20 protein-coding genes are annotated in these 17,137 nt (G+C 43.0%); 17 read left to right on the top strand and 3 right to left on the bottom strand.

All coding sequences use genetic code 11. The annotated features are described in order from the left end of the window. Positions 1 to 4 precede the first annotated feature (4 nt). Both nagB and nagA read right to left on the bottom strand, forming a co-directional pair. The gene (gene nagB / locus NSQ70_RS16000) at positions 5 to 730 is read right to left on the bottom strand and encodes a glucosamine-6-phosphate deaminase (protein ID WP_342502273.1); all 726 of its coding nucleotides are present in this window, start codon (positions 728 to 730) and stop codon (positions 5 to 7) included. Continuing rightward, entirely contained in the window at positions 730 to 1,920 is a 1,191-nt protein-coding gene (gene nagA, locus NSQ70_RS15995) for an N-acetylglucosamine-6-phosphate deacetylase (protein WP_342502272.1), read from the bottom strand. The genes nagB and nagA overlap by 1 nt, the downstream gene beginning before the upstream one ends. Before the next feature lie 176 nt (positions 1,921 to 2,096). On the opposite strand from nagA, the gene hprK reads away from it, so the two are divergent. The 8 genes from hprK to NSQ70_RS15955 all read left to right on the top strand — a co-directional run bounded on the left by hprK (position 2,097) and on the right by NSQ70_RS15955 (position 7,909). After that, entirely contained in the window at positions 2,097 to 3,029 is a 933-nt protein-coding gene (hprK, locus tag NSQ70_RS15990; protein ID WP_003212943.1) for an HPr(Ser) kinase/phosphatase, read from the top strand. A gap of 11 nt (positions 3,030 to 3,040) precedes the next feature. Further along, the gene (gene lgt / locus NSQ70_RS15985) at positions 3,041 to 3,865 is read left to right on the top strand and encodes a prolipoprotein diacylglyceryl transferase (RefSeq protein ID WP_268430548.1); all 825 of its coding nucleotides are present in this window, start codon (positions 3,041 to 3,043) and stop codon (positions 3,863 to 3,865) included. Between the two features lie 16 nt (positions 3,866 to 3,881). Further along, positions 3,882 to 4,826: a nucleoside recognition domain-containing protein gene (locus tag NSQ70_RS15980; RefSeq protein WP_342502271.1), complete on the top strand. Its 945-nt coding sequence runs from the start codon at positions 3,882 to 3,884 to the stop codon at positions 4,824 to 4,826. Continuing rightward, the gene (gene ppaX / locus NSQ70_RS15975) at positions 4,823 to 5,473 is read left to right on the top strand and encodes a pyrophosphatase PpaX (protein ID WP_007500058.1); all 651 of its coding nucleotides are present in this window, start codon (positions 4,823 to 4,825) and stop codon (positions 5,471 to 5,473) included. The genes NSQ70_RS15980 and ppaX overlap by 4 nt, the downstream gene beginning before the upstream one ends. A 1-nt stretch (position 5,474) precedes the next feature. Further along, positions 5,475 to 5,993 carry an acyltransferase gene (locus NSQ70_RS15970; RefSeq protein ID WP_035701530.1) on the top strand — a complete coding sequence of 173 codons (519 nt, stop codon included), beginning with the start codon at positions 5,475 to 5,477 and terminating at the stop codon, positions 5,991 to 5,993. 69 nt (positions 5,994 to 6,062) lie between these two features. Continuing rightward, positions 6,063 to 6,491 (top strand): Rrf2 family transcriptional regulator, encoded by a 429-nt coding sequence (locus NSQ70_RS15965; RefSeq protein WP_024719891.1) that lies wholly within the window; start codon positions 6,063 to 6,065, stop codon positions 6,489 to 6,491. 87 nt (positions 6,492 to 6,578) lie between these two features. After that, the gene (locus NSQ70_RS15960) at positions 6,579 to 7,220 is read left to right on the top strand and encodes an NAD(P)-dependent oxidoreductase (protein ID WP_327862214.1); all 642 of its coding nucleotides are present in this window, start codon (positions 6,579 to 6,581) and stop codon (positions 7,218 to 7,220) included. Between the two features lie 56 nt (positions 7,221 to 7,276). Continuing rightward, on the top strand, positions 7,277 to 7,909 hold the full coding sequence (locus tag NSQ70_RS15955) for a DsbA family protein (RefSeq protein ID WP_326242374.1): 633 nt from the start codon (positions 7,277 to 7,279) through the stop codon (positions 7,907 to 7,909). A 77-nt stretch (positions 7,910 to 7,986) separates the two neighbouring features. Here the strand turns inward: NSQ70_RS15955 and NSQ70_RS15950 are convergent, their stop codons facing one another. Continuing rightward, the gene (locus NSQ70_RS15950) at positions 7,987 to 8,778 is read right to left on the bottom strand and encodes a C39 family peptidase (protein WP_024719888.1); all 792 of its coding nucleotides are present in this window, start codon (positions 8,776 to 8,778) and stop codon (positions 7,987 to 7,989) included. Between the two features lie 230 nt (positions 8,779 to 9,008). On the opposite strand from NSQ70_RS15950, the gene NSQ70_RS15945 reads away from it, so the two are divergent. From NSQ70_RS15945 to NSQ70_RS15905, 9 genes are all read left to right on the top strand, one after another. Continuing rightward, a complete protein-coding gene (locus NSQ70_RS15945; RefSeq protein WP_017368113.1) occupies positions 9,009 to 10,184 on the top strand; it encodes an ATP phosphoribosyltransferase regulatory subunit in 1,176 nt (391 codons plus the stop codon). Next, the gene (hisG, locus tag NSQ70_RS15940) at positions 10,177 to 10,824 is read left to right on the top strand and encodes an ATP phosphoribosyltransferase (RefSeq protein WP_259253531.1); all 648 of its coding nucleotides are present in this window, start codon (positions 10,177 to 10,179) and stop codon (positions 10,822 to 10,824) included. The genes NSQ70_RS15945 and hisG overlap by 8 nt, the downstream gene beginning before the upstream one ends. Further along, positions 10,821 to 12,110 (top strand): histidinol dehydrogenase, encoded by a 1,290-nt coding sequence (gene hisD / locus NSQ70_RS15935; RefSeq protein WP_342502270.1) that lies wholly within the window; start codon positions 10,821 to 10,823, stop codon positions 12,108 to 12,110. Before hisG ends, hisD begins: the two co-directional genes overlap by 4 nt. After that, positions 12,107 to 12,691 carry an imidazoleglycerol-phosphate dehydratase HisB gene (gene hisB / locus NSQ70_RS15930; protein WP_007500075.1) on the top strand — a complete coding sequence of 195 codons (585 nt, stop codon included), beginning with the start codon at positions 12,107 to 12,109 and terminating at the stop codon, positions 12,689 to 12,691. The genes hisD and hisB overlap by 4 nt, the downstream gene beginning before the upstream one ends. Next, positions 12,691 to 13,329, top strand: coding sequence for an imidazole glycerol phosphate synthase subunit HisH (gene hisH / locus NSQ70_RS15925; protein ID WP_100324745.1), 639 nt, complete (start codon positions 12,691 to 12,693; stop codon positions 13,327 to 13,329). Before hisB ends, hisH begins: the two co-directional genes overlap by 1 nt. Continuing rightward, on the top strand, positions 13,326 to 14,063 hold the full coding sequence (gene hisA / locus NSQ70_RS15920; RefSeq protein ID WP_039169085.1) for a 1-(5-phosphoribosyl)-5-[(5-phosphoribosylamino)methylideneamino]imidazole-4-carboxamide isomerase: 738 nt from the start codon (positions 13,326 to 13,328) through the stop codon (positions 14,061 to 14,063). Before hisH ends, hisA begins: the two co-directional genes overlap by 4 nt. Then, positions 14,060 to 14,818, top strand: coding sequence for an imidazole glycerol phosphate synthase subunit HisF (gene hisF / locus NSQ70_RS15915; protein WP_041507812.1), 759 nt, complete (start codon positions 14,060 to 14,062; stop codon positions 14,816 to 14,818). The genes hisA and hisF overlap by 4 nt, the downstream gene beginning before the upstream one ends. After that, positions 14,815 to 15,444, top strand: a complete 630-nt coding sequence (hisIE, locus tag NSQ70_RS15910; protein WP_259253529.1) for a bifunctional phosphoribosyl-AMP cyclohydrolase/phosphoribosyl-ATP diphosphatase HisIE — start codon at positions 14,815 to 14,817, stop codon at positions 15,442 to 15,444. Before hisF ends, hisIE begins: the two co-directional genes overlap by 4 nt. A gap of 130 nt (positions 15,445 to 15,574) precedes the next feature. Then, positions 15,575 to 17,035, top strand: coding sequence for a tetratricopeptide repeat protein (locus tag NSQ70_RS15905; RefSeq protein ID WP_342502269.1), 1,461 nt, complete (start codon positions 15,575 to 15,577; stop codon positions 17,033 to 17,035). The last annotated feature ends 102 nt before the right edge of the window (positions 17,036 to 17,137 follow it).

Raw genomic sequence — 17,137 nt, 5'->3', positions numbered from 1 at the left:
GTGTTTAGCGTAGTGAACCAGCTTCTCGATCAATAAAAATCGTCACATCTTCATGAAGTTTCAGAGCAGATGCAGGGAAGTCTGGGTGAATCTCTGTTCGTTCTAAATATTGTATCACGTTCGCTTTTGATTTTCCTGATGCGAGAAGGAGAATTTTTTTACTTGAAAGAATGCTTGCAATTCCCATTGTAATGGCATGTGTAGGTACCTCATCTATAGAAGAAAAGTACCTTGCATTGGCTTGGCGAGTGTGTTCATCTAATTGGACGACATGCGTCTTTGAGTCAAAGGGAGTACCAGGTTCATTAAACCCGATATGTCCATTTTGTCCGATACCAAGTAGCTGAAGATCAATACCCCCTAAATCTTCAATGAGCTGATCATACCTTAAGCACTCTTCCTCCAAGTGAGAAGCAGCACCATTGGGGAGGAAATATTGATCTGATGGGAGATCAATATGGTCGAATAAATGACGCTTCATGTAAGTCATATAACTATTTTCATGATTTGGATCAATTCCCACGTACTCATCCAGATTCACTGTTCTTGCTTGTTTGAAAGATAATTGTTCTGTTTGATGCAACTGAATTAACTCTTTATAAGTCTCAATTGGTGTACCGCCAGTTGCCAGACCGAGAACCGCATCTGTTTTTGATTTAATGGTACGTGCAATGAAAGCAGCTGCTGCTTTTCCTAATTGATCTTTATCTGCAAATTCGATGATGTTCATCAGTGTGTGGCCTCCTTTTTTTCATAAACGATTTGTCCATGGCAGATCGTCATCATGAGTTCGCCAGATTCATCCCAAATGACCAAGTCTGCTAGTTTTCCAACTTCGATCGAACCGAGCTGATGATCGATCCCGAGCTGAGTGGCTGCATTTGTTGAGGTCATTTGAGCAATTTCTGTCCATCCACATTGTGTGATCTGTCTCATACGTTTGACCCCATCTTTCATTTGTAAAATCGATCCTGCAAGTGTTCCATCTGCCAGCAATGCTTTTTCACCGCTGACTGTCACAGTCTGTCCGCCAAATTCGTAGGTTCCCTCTCCAAGTCCTTTTGCACGCATTGAGTCTGTAATCATGATCAAACGTTCACTACCCTTTGCCAAATACGCAAGCTTTACGGAAAGAGGATGTGAATGAATGCCATCTGTAATCAGCTCAGTTAAAAGCTTTTCGTTTGTAAGCGCAGCCCCTGCAACATTTGGCTCACGATGCTGAAATGAACTCATCGCATTATAAAGATGCGTGACATGACGCGCACCGTGCTTTGCTGCTAGTTCAATCATGTCATGAGGGGCATTTGTATGTCCAATAGAAGGAATGATATTTTTTTCTTTTAGCAGGGAAAGAAATGCAAAATCAGTATCTTCCTCAGGAGCAAAAGTGACAATTCGAATCAGCTGATCTGATGCACTCAGCCATTTCTCAAAAAGAGGAAGGTTAGCCTGTGTAATCCATTGAGCAGGCTGCGCTCCAGCTTTATCTTTAGAAATAAAAGGACCTTCTAGATGAATGCCTAAACATTGTGCCTGACTTCCAGCCTGCTTTTTATTATAGGGTCTCCACTGTGCGACATTTTTAAGTGCTTGCTCAATCTCTTGATGATTTTGTGTAATGGTTGTTGCTAAAAAGCTTGTCGTTCCTTCTGCGGGTAAGTGATCAGCAAGTGTATTCATGGCTTCTGGTGTCGCATCCATCATATCTGCACCATATCCCCCATGGATGTGAATATCAATCATTCCGGGGAGTAAATAAAAGTTTTCCCGGGAAATATATACTTTTTCATAATTTCCTGTCGGCGGTGATGTTGAAATATAGTCGATCTTGCCATTGCGTAAACCGACAAAACCGTTTTCAATGATTTCTGTCTTTGTCACAATATGAATATTGGAGAGCAATAAAGAACTGCTCATGATTGTGCCCCCTTATTCTCGTCGTTAGATTCAGTTTACCTTTTTTAAGTATAGTTGTCTATACCAGTAAATGTGATGAAACAGGATCAGGATAAAATACTATTTTGGGTTCATCATTGAAAGTGATAAAATAGAGCTGTATTTCTGAAACGCCTGTGATAAAAGGAGGAAGAAGCGTGCCGAAAGTTCGTACGAAGGACATAATGGAACAATTTCATCTTGAACTGGTAAGTGGGGAAGAAGGGATTAATCGTCCCATTACAATCAGTGATCTTTCCAGACCAGGTATTGAAATGGCTGGATATTTTACATATTACCCAAAAGAAAGAGTTCAACTTTTAGGGAAGACAGAGCTTTCTTTTTTTGAACAGCTCCCAGAACGCGAACGAAAGCAGAGAATGATGTCTCTTTGTACAGATATTACCCCTGCCATCATTTTGTCACGAGATCGTGAAGTCCCAAAAGAATTGATCGAAGCATCAAACGAAAATGGAGTGCCGGTTTTACGCTCAAGCTTAAAAACGACAAGACTTTCGAGTCGATTAACGAACTTCTTAGAAAGCAAGCTTGCACCAACGACTGCGATTCATGGCGTACTCGTAGATGTATATGGTGTAGGTGTGCTGTTAATTGGAAAAAGTGGCGTAGGTAAAAGTGAAACGGCTTTAGAATTAGTGAAGAGAGGACACAGGCTGGTTGCAGACGATTGCGTGGAAATTAGGCAAGAGGATCAGGATACGTTAGTTGGAAGCGCACCAGAGCTGATTGAGCACCTTCTAGAAATCCGTGGATTAGGCATTATTAATGTGATGACCTTATTTGGAGCGGGCGCTGTCAGAAGCTATAAGAGAATTACGATTGTTATGAACCTTGAGCTTTGGGAACAAGGCAAACAGTATGACCGTTTAGGACTTGAGGAAGAAAAAATGCGGATCATCGATACAGATGTACCAAAACTGACCATCCCTGTACGTCCGGGACGAAATTTAGCGGTCATCATCGAGGTAGCTGCAATGAACTTCAGATTGAAACGAATGGGACATAATGCAGCGGAACAATTTACAAGTAAACTTGCCGATGTCATTGAAGACAATGGCCAGGATGAATAGGAGCTGTCTATATGAATGAAGCAATTCAACCAATTGATCCGATTGCTTTTCAGCTCGGACCTCTTTCGGTTCATTGGTATGGTGTGATTATTGGGGTCGGAGCCCTGCTTGGACTCTGGCTCGCATTAAGGGAGTGTGAAAAAAGAGGCATCAATAAAGATATGTTTATTGATCTCATCTTATTTGCCATTCCTATCGCCATTATTTGTGCACGAATTTATTATGTATCCTTTGAATGGGATTATTATCAGCAGCACCCAAATGAAATCATCAAGATTTGGAATGGTGGAATTGCCATACATGGCGGACTGATAGGGGCGGTGCTGACAGCGATTGTCTTTACTAAAGTGAGAAAGGTGTCCTTTTGGAAAATCGCCGATGTCGCAGCGCCTAGTATTTTACTAGGGCAAGCCATCGGGCGCTGGGGGAACTTTATTAATCAGGAAGCGCATGGTGAGGCTGTTTCAAGAGCCTTTTTAGAAAATTTGCACCTGCCTGAGTTTATTATTAATCAGATGTACATTGACGGGACTTACTATCACCCTACGTTCTTATATGAATCATTATGGAATATCGCAGGCGTTTTGATATTAATCTTATTACGTAGAACATCATTGCGTCGAGGCGAAATGTTCTTGTCTTATTTAATCTGGTATTCAATCGGTCGTTTCTTCATTGAAGGAATGAGAACAGACAGCTTAATGCTGACCGAGCATCTTCGAATTGCACAGATGATTTCAATTGCTATATTTGCAGTGGCTGTTTTGCTCATTGTGTTTAGAAGAATCAAGGGATATGCATCTATACCGTATAAAGAGAACAACTCATCAAATTAAGCAAGGGGGATAAGAGATGAGGGAGACATGGAAAAACGGCTTGAAAGCAGGGTTATCGACAACTTGGACACTTGGAAAAGTCATTTTTCCGGTTACCATTCTCGTTAGTATCTTGCAGCATACACCTGTAATGGATTGGATTATACAATTCATCCGTCCATTTATGGGCCTGTTTGGTCTTTCAGGGGAAGCGGCCATTCCGCTTGTTTTAGGAAATATGCTGAACTTGTATGCGGGTATTGCAGCCATCTTGACATTAGAGCTGCCTGTGAAGGAAGTGTTCATTTTAGCGGTCATGCTCTCCTTTTGTCACAACTTGATCATCGAATCAACAGTGGCGGCGAAGGTTGGGCTACGGGTGTCTGTCATTTTGCTGGTGAGAATCAGTCTTGCCGTCGTGTCAGCAATTGTCATTCACCTCGTTTGGCAGGGAGGCGAGGAGCCGGCGCAATATGGTTTGCTGACAGCTGCTCAGTCGGCTGATGTGCCTTCTAGCTGGTATATGATCGTACTTCTTGCTTTACAGAAAGCTGTTCTTGGTGTGCTGCAGCTGGCTTGTATTGTCATTCCTCTCATGATCATCATTCAATTCATGAGAGACTTAGGGTGGCTCCATACGCTGTCTAAGTGGCTGTCTCCTTTTACGAGAATGCTTGGAATGAAAGAAAATACGTCTATGACGATGGTGGCTGGTTTGACCATTGGTCTTGCCTACGGGGCAGGCGTCATGATGAAGGCAGTGGAAGAGGACGGTGTCAGCAAAAAGGATTTAACGCTTGCTTTCATTTTCCTTGTGGCGTGTCATGCGGTGGTCGAAGATACACTCATTTTCATTCCTTTAGGTATTCCAGTCTGGCCGCTTCTTCTTATTCGCCTTATTTCTGCTATTTTATTGACAGCTGCCATCAGCTATATTTGGCGGAGGCGGGAACATGCAGCTGTTAGAAAGGAAGCTATATGAACCAATCAACTATTAACACAGTGCTATTTGATTTAGATGGCACATTAATCAATACAAATGAATTAATTATTGCTTCATTTCAGCATACGCTTGATCATTATTACCCTGGTCAATACAGCCGTGAGGATATCCTTCATTTCATTGGTCCATCATTATTTGATACATTCTCTGCAATGGATCCGAATCTGACAGATGACATGATCCAGATGTATCGAACGTTTAATCATGAACAGCATGACCTGCTTGTGACGGAGTATGAGACGGTGTTAGACACGTTGAAAATTCTTCAGGATCAGGGATTTAAGCTCGGAATTGTGACAACAAAAATCCGTGATACGGTCTTAATGGGATTAAAGCTGACTGGATTGGAGCCATTTTTTGAGGTCATTGTCACACTTGATGATGTACAAAATGAAAAGCCGCATCCAGAACCAGTCCAGCTGGCATTATCCAAACTCGGCAGTGATCCGCATGAGGCGATCATGGTTGGCGATAACTATCACGACATTTTATCTGGTCAAGCGGCAGGGACGAAAACAGCAGGTGTTGCTTGGTCTATTAAGGGAGAAGAAGCCCTGTTAAAGCATCGCCCAGATTATATGCTGCAGAAAATGAGTGATCTCTTGGCGATTGTTGGAGCTGATTAAGTTGAGAAAAACAGATCGTTATCCTGTCAAAGGGGTCAATTCGCTTAGACAAGTCTATCGGACGGTCCCCTTTCTCAAGGTTGTGAAAAACTTTATCTTTATTCAACTGGCGCGTTATACGCCTTTTATGGGAATGAAAAATTGGATTTATCGCACCTTCCTTCGGATGAAAGTCGGGGAGGATACGGCGTTTGCTTTAATGGTGATGGTCGATCTCATGTTTCCTGAGAAAATCACTGTCGGCCGAAATAGTGTGATTGGTTATAACACAACCATTCTGTCCCATGAGTATTTGATTAAAGAGTATAGGCTTGGGGAAGTCTATATTGGTGATGAAGTGTTAATTGGGGCAAATTCAACGATTCTACCTGGAGTGACAATTGGTGATGGTGCGATTGTATCGGCAGGAACTCTTGTGAACAAAGATGTTCCGGCAGGCTCCTTTGTTGGAGGAAATCCAATGCGGATGATTTATACGAAAGAGGAAATGGAAGCACGTCAATCTTCGTCTGCTGAGTAGCTCGGCAGACTTTTTTGTTGACATTCTAACTTGGTGTAACTATAATGATTACAACAGAGGTGAGAAAACATGAAAATCAGCAGCAGATTTACTGTCGCTGTCCATATTCTGGCCTTGCTATCACTTGAAAAAGGTTCTTTACAGACATCGGAGGATATCGCAGGAAGTGTCAATACAAATCCAGTGGTGATTCGCCGTATCATGAGTAAGCTCAAAAAAGCAGGCCTAATCTCAACGAGTCTTGGCAAAGGCGGTTCTCAATTGAATCGCAGTGAAGATGACATGACACTGCTAGATGTGTATAAAGCGGTTGAAGTTGTGGATGAGGGAGAGTTGTTTCAAATTCATGAAAGCCCAAACCCTGACTGTCCGATCGGTGCAAATATTCAAGCTGTACTAGAATTAATTTTGTGCCGTGCTCAAAGTGCGATGGAGCAAGTGCTTGCTGAGATCAAATTAAGTGAACTAACGCAGGTTTTAATCAAAAAAATTGGATGATCTATTCAATTTTTTTTACCTCTGTTGTAACTATCGTGGTTACATCTTAAGTGATCAAAATAACAATATATTGTAGGAGGAATTTACATGAACATTGGAATCATTGGCGCAACAGGTAAAGCAGGACAACACATTTTAAAAGAAGCTCAATCGAGAGGGCACGAAGTAACGGCAATCGTTCGAGATGCACAAAAAGTGACCAATTCATCAGCAGCTGTTTTAGAAAAGGATGTTTTTCACTTAGAGGCAGGAGACGTCAAAGGTTTTGATGTGATCGTAAACGCATTTGGTGCGCCAGCAGGACAAGAGCACCTTCATGTAGAAGCAGGGAAAAAACTCATTCATCTCTTGAAAGAGACACCAGAAACGCGTTTAATCGTTGTGGGAGGTGCTGGAAGTTTATTTGTAGATGAGGCCAAAACAACTAGACTGATGGACACACCGGAGTTTCCAAAGGAATACCTTGCTACTGCTTCACACCAAGGAGAAAATTTAATAGATCTTCAAAAGACCGAAGGATTAAAATGGACATTTTTAAGTCCAGCTGCATTCTTTGATCCAGCAGGCAAACGGACAGGTGCTTATGTGAAAGGCAAAGACCATCTTATCGTCAATTCAAAGGGTGACAGCTATGTGAGTTATGCTGACTACGCCGTTGCACTTGTCGATGAGATAGAACAAGCTGCTCATGTTGGAGAACGTTTTACTGTGGTTTCTGAAGCAGAATAAGTAGAATAACATGCGTTTCATTGTCGCTAAAAAACGATGAGTGAGGAGTCTGTCTTATGAATGATCAAGAAAAATCTTTCATCTATGTATGGGATGCGTATTGTGGCTGGTGTTATGGATTTTCCAACAGCATCCGTACTTTACACGAAAATCACCCTGAGATACCACTGACACTTGTATCGGGCGGTTTATTTGTAGGAGAGCGTCGTCTACCGATAAAGAATTATCCACACATTTCAGAAGCAAATGAGCGTATCAGTCAGCTGACAGGTGTCGAATTTGGAGACCGTTACGAAGAGTTGCTAGAAAACGGAACATTCATTTTAGACTCTGAAGCTGCTGCAATTGGATTTTCTGCATTAAGATCCATCGCACCAGAGCGTGCATTGTACTTGGCTTCATCTATGCAAAAGGCCTTTTATCAAGACGGAAAAAGCCTAAGTGATGAAGAAACTTATAGAGATATCGCTATGAAACACCAACTTGACCCTGATGTATTAGTTGAACGAATGAAGGAGACAGAAACGATCAATGATGCGTATGCCGATTTTGCAAAGGTTCAGCAATTGAACGTGAATGGCTATCCTACACTTTTACTAAAAAAAGGGGATGAATACATCAGCCTTGGTGGGGGTGCGATGACGGCTGAAAAGCTTGAAGACCGTCTGAAGGAAATACTAAAAAAATAAATCATTCAAAAACATCCTCCATTCGTATGGAGGATGTTTTTGATGCATGTGTAAATTCTCTCAATGGGAGAAGTGGTTTATGCTTTAATGATAATCGCCTGGCTGCCCATCTGTTTCCAAGAATCCTCAAACTGTTCACGATCGACTTTTTGATTCTTCTCTCCGTATGGGTTATTTAAGTAGACATGATCTTTGTCATAGCCTGTGATGACGACGCTGTGCATATTAAAGCTGATATCTATTTTCCCATTTGGTGTATTCCATGTTTCAATGTTATCTGTTTTGGCAAAGGTCGAAGTGGTAATGACCCAGACAGGATAACCTTTTTCAAGTGATTGATAGATAGCCTTTTTGACTGGCTTGCCGGTTAAGTCAACGGCTTGATTACCTACATATTTTTTCGCAAGCTGATAAATGGGTTCGTGGTACACACCAAGACCTGGCCCATTCTCCATATCGCCTACAAACCCGTCATGAGGGTCTCCTTTTAAGCCATTCTCATAATTGAGCGGGACACGCTTAATCTCGTTTGCCAATGCGTTTTTCGTTATATGCTCATAGCCGCTGTAATGAAGAAGCATGGCTAAGCTCGTGACTTCGCATCCGTTATAAAGCTTTGGTGCATCCATTTGATTAAAGAGGATGACGTCCATGGCTTTTTTATTTCCTTTTAAACTAGAGTGTGTCGTTTCTGTTTTTTTCGTAGAACGTGTTTCTTCTGCTGCTAGTGCGGTATCATTTTCTTTTTCTTTGGCTTCTTGCGGTGACGTTGTTTTCTTGACTTGGTCGAATTGTGAAATGTAAATAAAGCCGAAATAAACAAGACATGCGCACAACAAAGTTAAGATTAATGTCTGGATGAATTTCACTGTAATCTCCTGTGTTATTCAATATTTTTAAGTATTATAGCATGTTCCTAAAGCAAAGAGATCAAAAAGGATTAGGTGTCATTTGAATGTAATATATGAACAAATGATTAAGGAAAAAAAGGGGAAAATAAAAATGATTGATTTAATCACTTTATTTTGTTAGCATATTATCATATTAGCGAACTAAAGGATTCGGAATTTTTTGTTTTAATGTGTTGGAGGTGCGGAACATGTTCATGTTTGAAAAACCATATGGTATGCGAGATTCATTACCAGGATTGTATGAGACGAAGAAAAGAGTTAGGCATTCTTTAACAGAGGTCATGAATGGTTGGGGTTATCGTTTAATGGAAACGCCAACGCTTGAATTTTACGATACAGTCGGTGTTCAATCGGCGATTACAGATACGCAGCTGTTTAAGCTTCTTGATCAAAATGGTCAAACCCTTGTGCTTAGACCTGATATGACGGGACCAATTGCGAGAGTGGCGGCTTCAAAGCTTCACGAACAGGCGTATCCGCTTCGAGTCGGTTATGCAGCAAACGTGTTTCGGGCACAGGAAAGAGAAGGCGGAAGACCTTCTGAATTTGAGCAGGTTGGTATTGAATTGATCGGTGATGGTTCGATTAGTGCAGATGCTGAAGTCATAGCGCTTGTCGTGTTTGCATTAAAAAATGCTGGACTTCAATCCTTCAAAATTGCGATCGGGCATGTGGCTTTGGCTGAGACCTTGTTTTTAGATGTACTAGGGAATACAGAGCGGGCGAACGTATTGCGCCGATTTTTATATGAAAAGAATTATGTGGGATACAGGCAGCATGTTAAACAATTGCCGCTCTCATCCATCGATAAAACAAGGCTGCTCCAGCTTTTAGAGCTGCGCGGCGGTCAAGAAGTGACCCAGCAGGCTGAAGAAATTGTGGTGTCACAAGAGGGCAAAGAAGTGCTTGCGGAGTTAAAGGCGCTGTGGGAGACACTTGAAGATTACGGCTGTACAGAATATATCCGTTTGGATTTAAGCATGGTCAGTCATATGAGCTACTATACGGGGATTTTGTTTGAAGTATTTGCAGATCATGTTGGGTCTGTGATCGGAAGTGGAGGAAGGTATGATCAATTGCTTGCTCACTTTGATGCACCCGCACCCGCTACAGGCTTTGGACTTCGATTAGACCGTCTTCTTGAGGCGCTCGACGCAAAAGAAATAAATGAGCCCCAAGAGGCTGTGATTTTTAGTAAAGAACAGCGGCTTGAAGCATTTGATTTTGCAGAAAAAGAGCGGACAAAGGGCAAAAGGATTGTTCTCCAAGACTTAGCAGGTATTGAAAATATCGATGCCATGACCAAGGCATTTGAGCAAGTGACTTATTTTATCGGCGCTAGAAAGGAAGAGCAAAATGGGTAAAGTGTTGACAATGGCAATGCCAAAGGGGCGGATATTTGAAGAAGCAGCAGGGCTATTAAGACAGGCTGGATATCAGCTGCCGGAGGAATTCGAAGATTCAAGAAAATTAATCATTGATGTACCGGAAGAAAGTCTCCGCTTTATTTTAGCGAAGCCAATGGATGTGACGACATATGTAGAGCACGGTGTAGCAGATGTGGGCATTGCAGGGAAAGACGTCATGCTTGAAGAAGCAAGGGATGTGTACGAAGTGCTCGATTTAAACATTAGCAAATGTCATTTAGCTGTAGCGGGCTTGCCGGGAGCCAGCTGGGGCGGTGTCGCGCCGCGTGTGGCCACAAAGTACCCAAATGTCGCTTCTTCTTATTTTAGAGAACAAGGTGAGCAGGTGGAGATCATTAAGCTAAATGGTTCCATTGAATTAGCACCGCTCATCGGACTTGCCGATCGAATTGTTGACATTGTCTCCACCGGTCAAACACTTAAGGAAAATGGGCTTGTCGAAACGGAACATATTTGTGACATTACGTCACGTTTTATTGTCAATCCTGTGAGTTATCGAATGAAGGATGCGGTAATCGATGAAATGGCGCAGCGTCTGGCAAGAATCATCGAAGGAGAAGGGGAGGAAACATCATGAACATCACCTACATACAAGAAGGTGAGACAGACACTCTCTCACTCAAGCGTTCTCTAGATACAGGAACGGAAGAGCAGCGATTGGCTGTTCAGCGAATAATCGAAGAAGTGAGAAAAAATGGTGACGAAGCCGTACGGTCTTTCACGAAGCAATTTGACGGTGTCTCTATTGAACAGCCACTTGTGACGGAGGATGAAAAGACAAAAGCCTACGAACGTTTGGACCCGGAGATGATCCAAATCATCCAAACGGCGATCCGGAATATTCGAACATACCACGAGCGTCAGCTAACCTCCTCTTGGTTTTATCACCAAAAGGACGGCTCAATGCTAGGTCAGAAGGTAACGCCGCTCGATGCGGTCGGTGTATATGTCCCAGGCGGAACAGCCGCCTATCCATCATCTGTTTTAATGAATGTGATCCCGGCACTTGTTGCCGGCGTTGAGCGAATTGTCCTTGTGACACCGCCAGGAAAAGACGGTCGTCTGTCTGACGCTGTACTAGTAGCAGCGAAGGAGCTGGGCATTTCAGAAATGTACAAAATGGGTGGTGCTCAGGCGATAGCTGCTCTTGCATATGGAACGGACAGTATCCAGCCTGTTGATAAAATCACCGGTCCAGGAAACATTTATGTAGCACTTGCCAAACGGGAAGTATTTGGTCAAGTAGACATTGATATGATTGCTGGCCCAAGTGAAATTGCTGTCTTAGCAGATGAAACGGCAACCGCACATGAGGTGGCAGCGGATTTGCTTTCACAGGCAGAGCATGATGCATTGGCATCTAGTATTTTGGTGACAACATCTAAAGGATTGGCTGAAGCAGTGCAAGCAGAGGTGCAAGCGCAGCTGGACACTTTGCCAAGAAAATCAATCGCAGCACAATCTATTCAAGACCATGGCCATATTTACGTGACAGAATCCTTGGATCGTGCAGTTGATATCGTGAACCAGTTAGCCCCAGAGCATTTAGAAGTGCTGACGGCGTATCCAGAATCACTACTTGGTCAAATCAAGCATGCTGGAGCAATTTTCTTAGGGCGTTACAGCCCAGAGCCGGTAGGGGATTACTTCGCAGGACCGAACCATGTGCTGCCAACAAACGGGACAGCAAGATTCTCCAGTCCGCTTGGCGTCACGGATTTCCAAAAGAAAACGAGCATCATTTCATATAGCAAAGAAGCCTTTGAAACACATAGGGAAAGCATTGCGGCTTTTGCAAGATTAGAAGGGCTTGAAGCACATGCAAGATCGATTGAAGCGAGAAAGCGGGAGGAATCAGAATGAGACAGGCGGAAACAGCGAGACAGACAAATGAAACGAACATTTCGTTAGCGCTAGAGATTGATGGTGAAGGAAAAGCAGATATTCAAACAGATGTCCCTTTTATGACGCATATGCTCGACTTATTCACAAAGCATGGGCACTTTAACTTATCTGTAGATGCAAAAGGAGATACAGATGTCGATGATCACCACACAACAGAAGATATTGGCATCGTGCTTGGACAGATGTTTAAAGAAGCGCTCGGTGATAAAAAAGGAATTAAGCGCTACGGCTCTAGTTTTGTTCCAATGGATGAAACACTTGCCCAAGTCGTCGTTGATTTAAGCAATCGTCCTCATTTGGAAATGAGAGCCGATTTCCCTAGTCAGAAGGTCGGCACCTTTGATACGGAGCTGGTTCATGAGTTTCTTTGGAAATTTGCCCTTGAAGCACGAATCAATCTTCATGTGATCGTTCACTATGGAACCAATACCCACCATATGATTGAAGCCATTTTTAAAGCGATGGCACGCGCCTTAGATGAAGCAACAACCATTGATCCGCGTGTGAAAGGGATTCCGTCGACAAAGGGGATGCTCTAATGATTGGCGTCATTGACTATGGAATGGGAAATTTGTTTAGCGTATCAAAAGCACTGGAACGAGCAGGAGCGTCTTATATCGTGTCTTCTGAAGTAGAGGAGCTGAAAAAGGCAGATGCGTACATTTTGCCAGGCGTCGGTTCGTTTCGTGATGCGATGCAGCTGTTAAGACAGACAGGACTTGAGGCGTTTATCCACCAAGTCGTGCAGGAAGGAAAGCTGTTATTTGGCATTTGCCTTGGCATGCAGTTGTTGTTTGAAGAAAGTGAAGAAGCAGGAAAAACAAAAGGGTTAGGCCTTTTAAAAGGACGTGTCGTTCTTTTGAAGGATCGTGATCAGGATGGACAAAGGCTGAAGGTGCCTCATATGGGCTGGAATGAACTCACATTTCATCAGCCGTCACCATTATTTGACGGTGTGCCGGAAGGATTTGCATACTTTGTTCACTCTTATTATGTGAGCGGCATGAATCCAGAAGATCTATTGGCAAGTGCGCCCTATGGCGTTCAAGTACCTGCCGTTGTTGGGAAGGGGAATGTGTTTGGCACGCAGTTTCACCCTGAAAAAAGCAGTACAACAGGAATGGCACTGCTGAAACAGTTTATTCAATTAGCAAACGAACAGAGGGTGAGCAAATGAGTGATTTTACATTATATCCAGCAATTGATATGAGAAATGGCAAATGTGTACGACTTGTGCAAGGAGACTATGACCAAGAAACCATTTATGGAGATTCACCGTTAGACATGGCGAGACGGTTTGCAAATGAAGGAGCGAAATGGATACATCTCGTTGATTTAGATGGCGCAAAAGCAGGAAAACGCGTGAATCACGAGCATGTGCTGGCGATTGCTTCCTCATTAGATGTGAATGTCCAAATTGGCGGCGGCATTCGGACAGAAGAAGATGTTGCATTTTATTTAAACAATGGCGTATCGAGAGTCATTCTTGGCAGTTCAGCGGTGTCAAACCCGATTTTTGTGAAAAAAATGCTGGCGCAATATGGAGAGAAAATTGCCATTGGCATTGATGCACGAAACGGTTTTGTATCGACTGAAGGCTGGCTTGAAACGTCGGAAGTGAAGGCGGAGGAACTCGGTAAGGAACTGGCAAAGGAAGGCGCAGAGGTCTTCATTTTCACGGATATTCAAATGGATGGCATGCTGTCTGGTCCAAATGTGGAAAGTACGGTTCGATTAGCAGAAGCAACTGGCAAACAAGTCATTGCCTCAGGTGGTGTCAGTGCAGTAGGTGATCTGCAAAAGCTATCAGCACAAAAGCAGACAGGTGTGTCTGGTGCAATCATTGGCAAGGCGCTGTACACAAAGCAATTTACTTTAGCAGAAGCGTTTGAAGGGCTTGACAGCATATGATGACAAAACGAATCATTCCATGTCTTGATGTAAAGGAAGGGCGTGTGGTCAAAGGGATCCAATTTCTAGGGTTGAAGGATGCTGGTGATCCGGTCGAATTAGCGCAGATCTATGACGAGGAAGGTGCGGATGAACTCGTCTTTCTTGATATATCTGCCTCTCATGAAGGCCGAAAAACAATGGTGGATGTGGTCAAACAAGTGGCATCCACTCTCGCTATCCCGTTCACGGTGGGCGGCGGGATTAACCATCTTGATGATATGAAGCGTATATTAAGAGCGGGGGCAGACAAGGTGTCTGTGAACACAGCGGCTGTTTTAAGACCGGAGCTAATAACAGAAGGAGCCGACTTTTTTGGTTCACAGTGCATAGTTGTTGCGATTGACGCGAAATACGATGAAGAGAAACAAGCATACATGGTCTATACGCACGGAGGACGCCGTCAAACGGATATAGAAGTGAGTGACTGGGCGAAAGAAGCCGTGCGAAGAGGAGCAGGCGAGATCTTGCTGACTAGCATGGATGCCGATGGTGAGAAAACGGGCTTTGAGCATCGTTTGACGAGGCTTGTATCAGAAGCAGTCACAGTGCCAGTTATTGCTTCAGGAGGTGCTGGCAATGCGCAGCATATGCTGGAGGCTTTTACAAAAGGTGAAGCTGATGCCGCACTCGCAGCCTCTATTTTCCATTATAAAGAAACCTCTATTCAAGAGGTGAAGACATATTTGAGAGAACACGGGGTGAAGGTAAGATGAAACAGGCAAACGAATTAATCTTTAATGATGCAGGTCTCATTCCTGCCATTGTACAGGATGCTCAAAGCAAGGAAGTTCTTACTTTGGCGTATATGAATCAAGAATCCTATGAAAAAACATTAGAGACAGGGGAAACATGGTTTTTTAGCAGATCGAGAAATGAGCTTTGGCACAAAGGAGCTACATCTGGACACACCCAGCGTGTTACATCTATTCGCTATGACTGTGATCAAGATGCCCTGCTTGTTCTAGTGACACCAAGCGGCCCAGCCTGCCATACAGGCAGCTATAGCTGTTTTTCAGAAGATGGCGTGAAACAGCAAAGGGGAGAACAAGACCGCTTTGCCATTTTAAATGAACTGGAACAGGTCATTGCGAAACGGCAGATGGAAATGCCAGAAGGAGCTTATACGACCTATCTTTTTGAAAAAGGAGTCGACAAAATCCTGAAAAAGGTAGGGGAAGAAGCTTCTGAAGTTATCATTGCGGCGAAGAACCGTGATCAAGAAGAATTGAAATGGGAAACAGCAGATCTCCTGTATCACCTTCTTGTGTTATTACGTGAACAGCAGCTGCCTCTTGATGATGTATTAAAGGTATTGAAAAAGCGCCATCAAGGGGAATGAAAAGCTGGGGGTACCCCCGGCTTTTTGCTTTTAAATGAAAAACAAATCCTTCCTTTCCTTTTGTTCTATGTGACGACTCATGAAGTATGTTATACTACACACGGTACACTGTTCGAAATGGAGGGTATCGGTGAGTAAATACACTTCTCAAAATAATCACACACAAGTCGTCCAGCTATTCCAAGATGGGCATTACTTTTTTCATAAAGGTCTAAAAGCATATAGAGAAAGAAATCTGTCTAGGGCAAGTAAGCTGATACAGCGGGCCATCGTACTTGAGCCTGAAAATGTAGAAATGCTGTCGCAGCTTGCCATTATTTATACTGAAATGGGTCATTACCAACAATCAAATGAACTGCTTGATTTTATCCTTGAACACTTGGATGAGAATATGTCAGAGTGTCACTACTTTAAAGCCAATAATTATGCGAATCTTGGACTGTTTCAAGAAGCATATAAGTCCGCTACTGCTTATGCTGCGCTGGAAGAAGACGGGGAATTTGCAGATGAAAATGACGATCTCCTCGATCTGCTTGATATGAGTGACGATGTTGATGAAGATTTTCCTTATGATCAGGATGATCTGATTGTAAAGCAGGATCAAGCCAACCATTTGCTAGAAAGCGGCAGGCTGGATGAAGCAATCGAGATGCTGGAACAGATGATTGTTGAGTATCCAGAGTTTTGGTCAGCGTATAATAATCTCGCTTTGGCCTATTTTTATTCTGGCCAAATCGATCAGGCAAAAGAAATGTTGAACCGGGTCCTTCATGAAAATCCCGGTAATCTGCATGCCCTTTGTAATCAGCTTGTTTTCTATCATTATGAAAAAGAAGAAGAAAAGGTCAATCTGTTAGCGAAGCAATTAACGCACGTGTATCCAATATTAAGTGAACAGCGTTATAAGCTTGGCGCAACATTTGCCCTTGTTGGAGAATTTGAATGGGCATTTAAATGGCTTTATTCTTTGTATAAAACAGGTTTCCAAGGTGATAGTACGTTTTTATACTGGCTGGCAAGTGCAGCCTATTATACGGGGCACAAAACGCTGGCGCAAACCGTCTGGGATAAGATGGTGGAAGAAGATATTGATGCAGATGAAATCAAGCCGTGGCAAGATAAACCAGAGGAGTCTGAGCCAATGGTTTCAATTGAGGAACGACTCACTGCCTACTATGTTAGCAAACAAAAAGGTGAACGTGACGTCTTGCAATCTGTTCTTGATTCCCGCGCTGCGAAAACGGCCTTTGAACAGCAGTTTATTGAGTTACTTTTATTTGAAGATCAAATGGAAGAACGATCGTTTTCAGAAGATGCGGTCTTCGCAAAACAGGCGGCATCTGCTTTGGAAGAAGCGTTGCAGCCTGATAGCCACATGCCATATTTTTGGTTATTCCATATTATTCAGCAAGCACGCGCTTCAGGCGTAGAGAAGAAAAATGCCATTGCATGGGCAGCAGCTTCTTATTATCTATGGATGAATGAACAAGAAGAATCAGCTGTCAGCAAAAAAGAGATCGCAGCTTCTTTTCAGATCAGCGTTCAAACGCTGTCAAAATATGAGAATATTATTTGTGCGTTCATGGTTTGAATAGGTAAATAGATTCAGATAACAGCAGCATGGCCGAAAAGGTCATGCTTTTTTCTTGGATAAAAAGGTGGGATTTGCTAGGATTTGGCGAAGTATGACAAT

It is taken from the genome of Bacillus sp. FSL R5-0397, from assembly GCF_038593395.1.
Classification (GTDB): Bacteria; Bacillota; Bacilli; order Bacillales; family Bacillaceae; genus Bacillus; species Bacillus altitudinis.
This window is presented reverse-complemented; position numbering and strand designations above follow the sequence as displayed.

What these genes read in the sequence shown, in the direction of transcription:
- NSQ70_RS15960 (WP_327862214.1), top strand. Translation starts at nt 6,579, where the DNA reads ATGAACATTGGAATCATTGGCGCAACAGGTAAAGCAGGACAACACATT.
- hisD (WP_342502270.1), top strand. Translation starts at nt 10,821, where the DNA reads ATGAACATCACCTACATACAAGAAGGTGAGACAGACACTCTCTCACTC.
- nagA (WP_342502272.1), bottom strand. Translation starts at nt 1,920, where the DNA reads ATGAGCAGTTCTTTATTGCTCTCCAATATTCATATTGTGACAAAGACA.
- lgt (WP_268430548.1), top strand. Translation starts at nt 3,041, where the DNA reads ATGAATGAAGCAATTCAACCAATTGATCCGATTGCTTTTCAGCTCGGA.
- hisG (WP_259253531.1), top strand. Translation starts at nt 10,177, where the DNA reads ATGGGTAAAGTGTTGACAATGGCAATGCCAAAGGGGCGGATATTTGAA.
- nagB (WP_342502273.1), bottom strand. Translation starts at nt 730, where the DNA reads ATGAACATCATCGAATTTGCAGATAAAGATCAATTAGGAAAAGCAGCA.
- NSQ70_RS15955 (WP_326242374.1), top strand. Translation starts at nt 7,277, where the DNA reads ATGAATGATCAAGAAAAATCTTTCATCTATGTATGGGATGCGTATTGT.
- hisIE (WP_259253529.1), top strand. Translation starts at nt 14,815, where the DNA reads ATGAAACAGGCAAACGAATTAATCTTTAATGATGCAGGTCTCATTCCT.
- ppaX (WP_007500058.1), top strand. Translation starts at nt 4,823, where the DNA reads ATGAACCAATCAACTATTAACACAGTGCTATTTGATTTAGATGGCACA.
- hisA (WP_039169085.1), top strand. Translation starts at nt 13,326, where the DNA reads ATGAGTGATTTTACATTATATCCAGCAATTGATATGAGAAATGGCAAA.
- NSQ70_RS15965 (WP_024719891.1), top strand. Translation starts at nt 6,063, where the DNA reads ATGAAAATCAGCAGCAGATTTACTGTCGCTGTCCATATTCTGGCCTTG.
- NSQ70_RS15980 (WP_342502271.1), top strand. Translation starts at nt 3,882, where the DNA reads ATGAGGGAGACATGGAAAAACGGCTTGAAAGCAGGGTTATCGACAACT.
- hisH (WP_100324745.1), top strand. Translation starts at nt 12,691, where the DNA reads ATGATTGGCGTCATTGACTATGGAATGGGAAATTTGTTTAGCGTATCA.
- hisF (WP_041507812.1), top strand. Translation starts at nt 14,060, where the DNA reads ATGATGACAAAACGAATCATTCCATGTCTTGATGTAAAGGAAGGGCGT.
- hisB (WP_007500075.1), top strand. Translation starts at nt 12,107, where the DNA reads ATGAGACAGGCGGAAACAGCGAGACAGACAAATGAAACGAACATTTCG.
- NSQ70_RS15945 (WP_017368113.1), top strand. Translation starts at nt 9,009, where the DNA reads ATGTTCATGTTTGAAAAACCATATGGTATGCGAGATTCATTACCAGGA.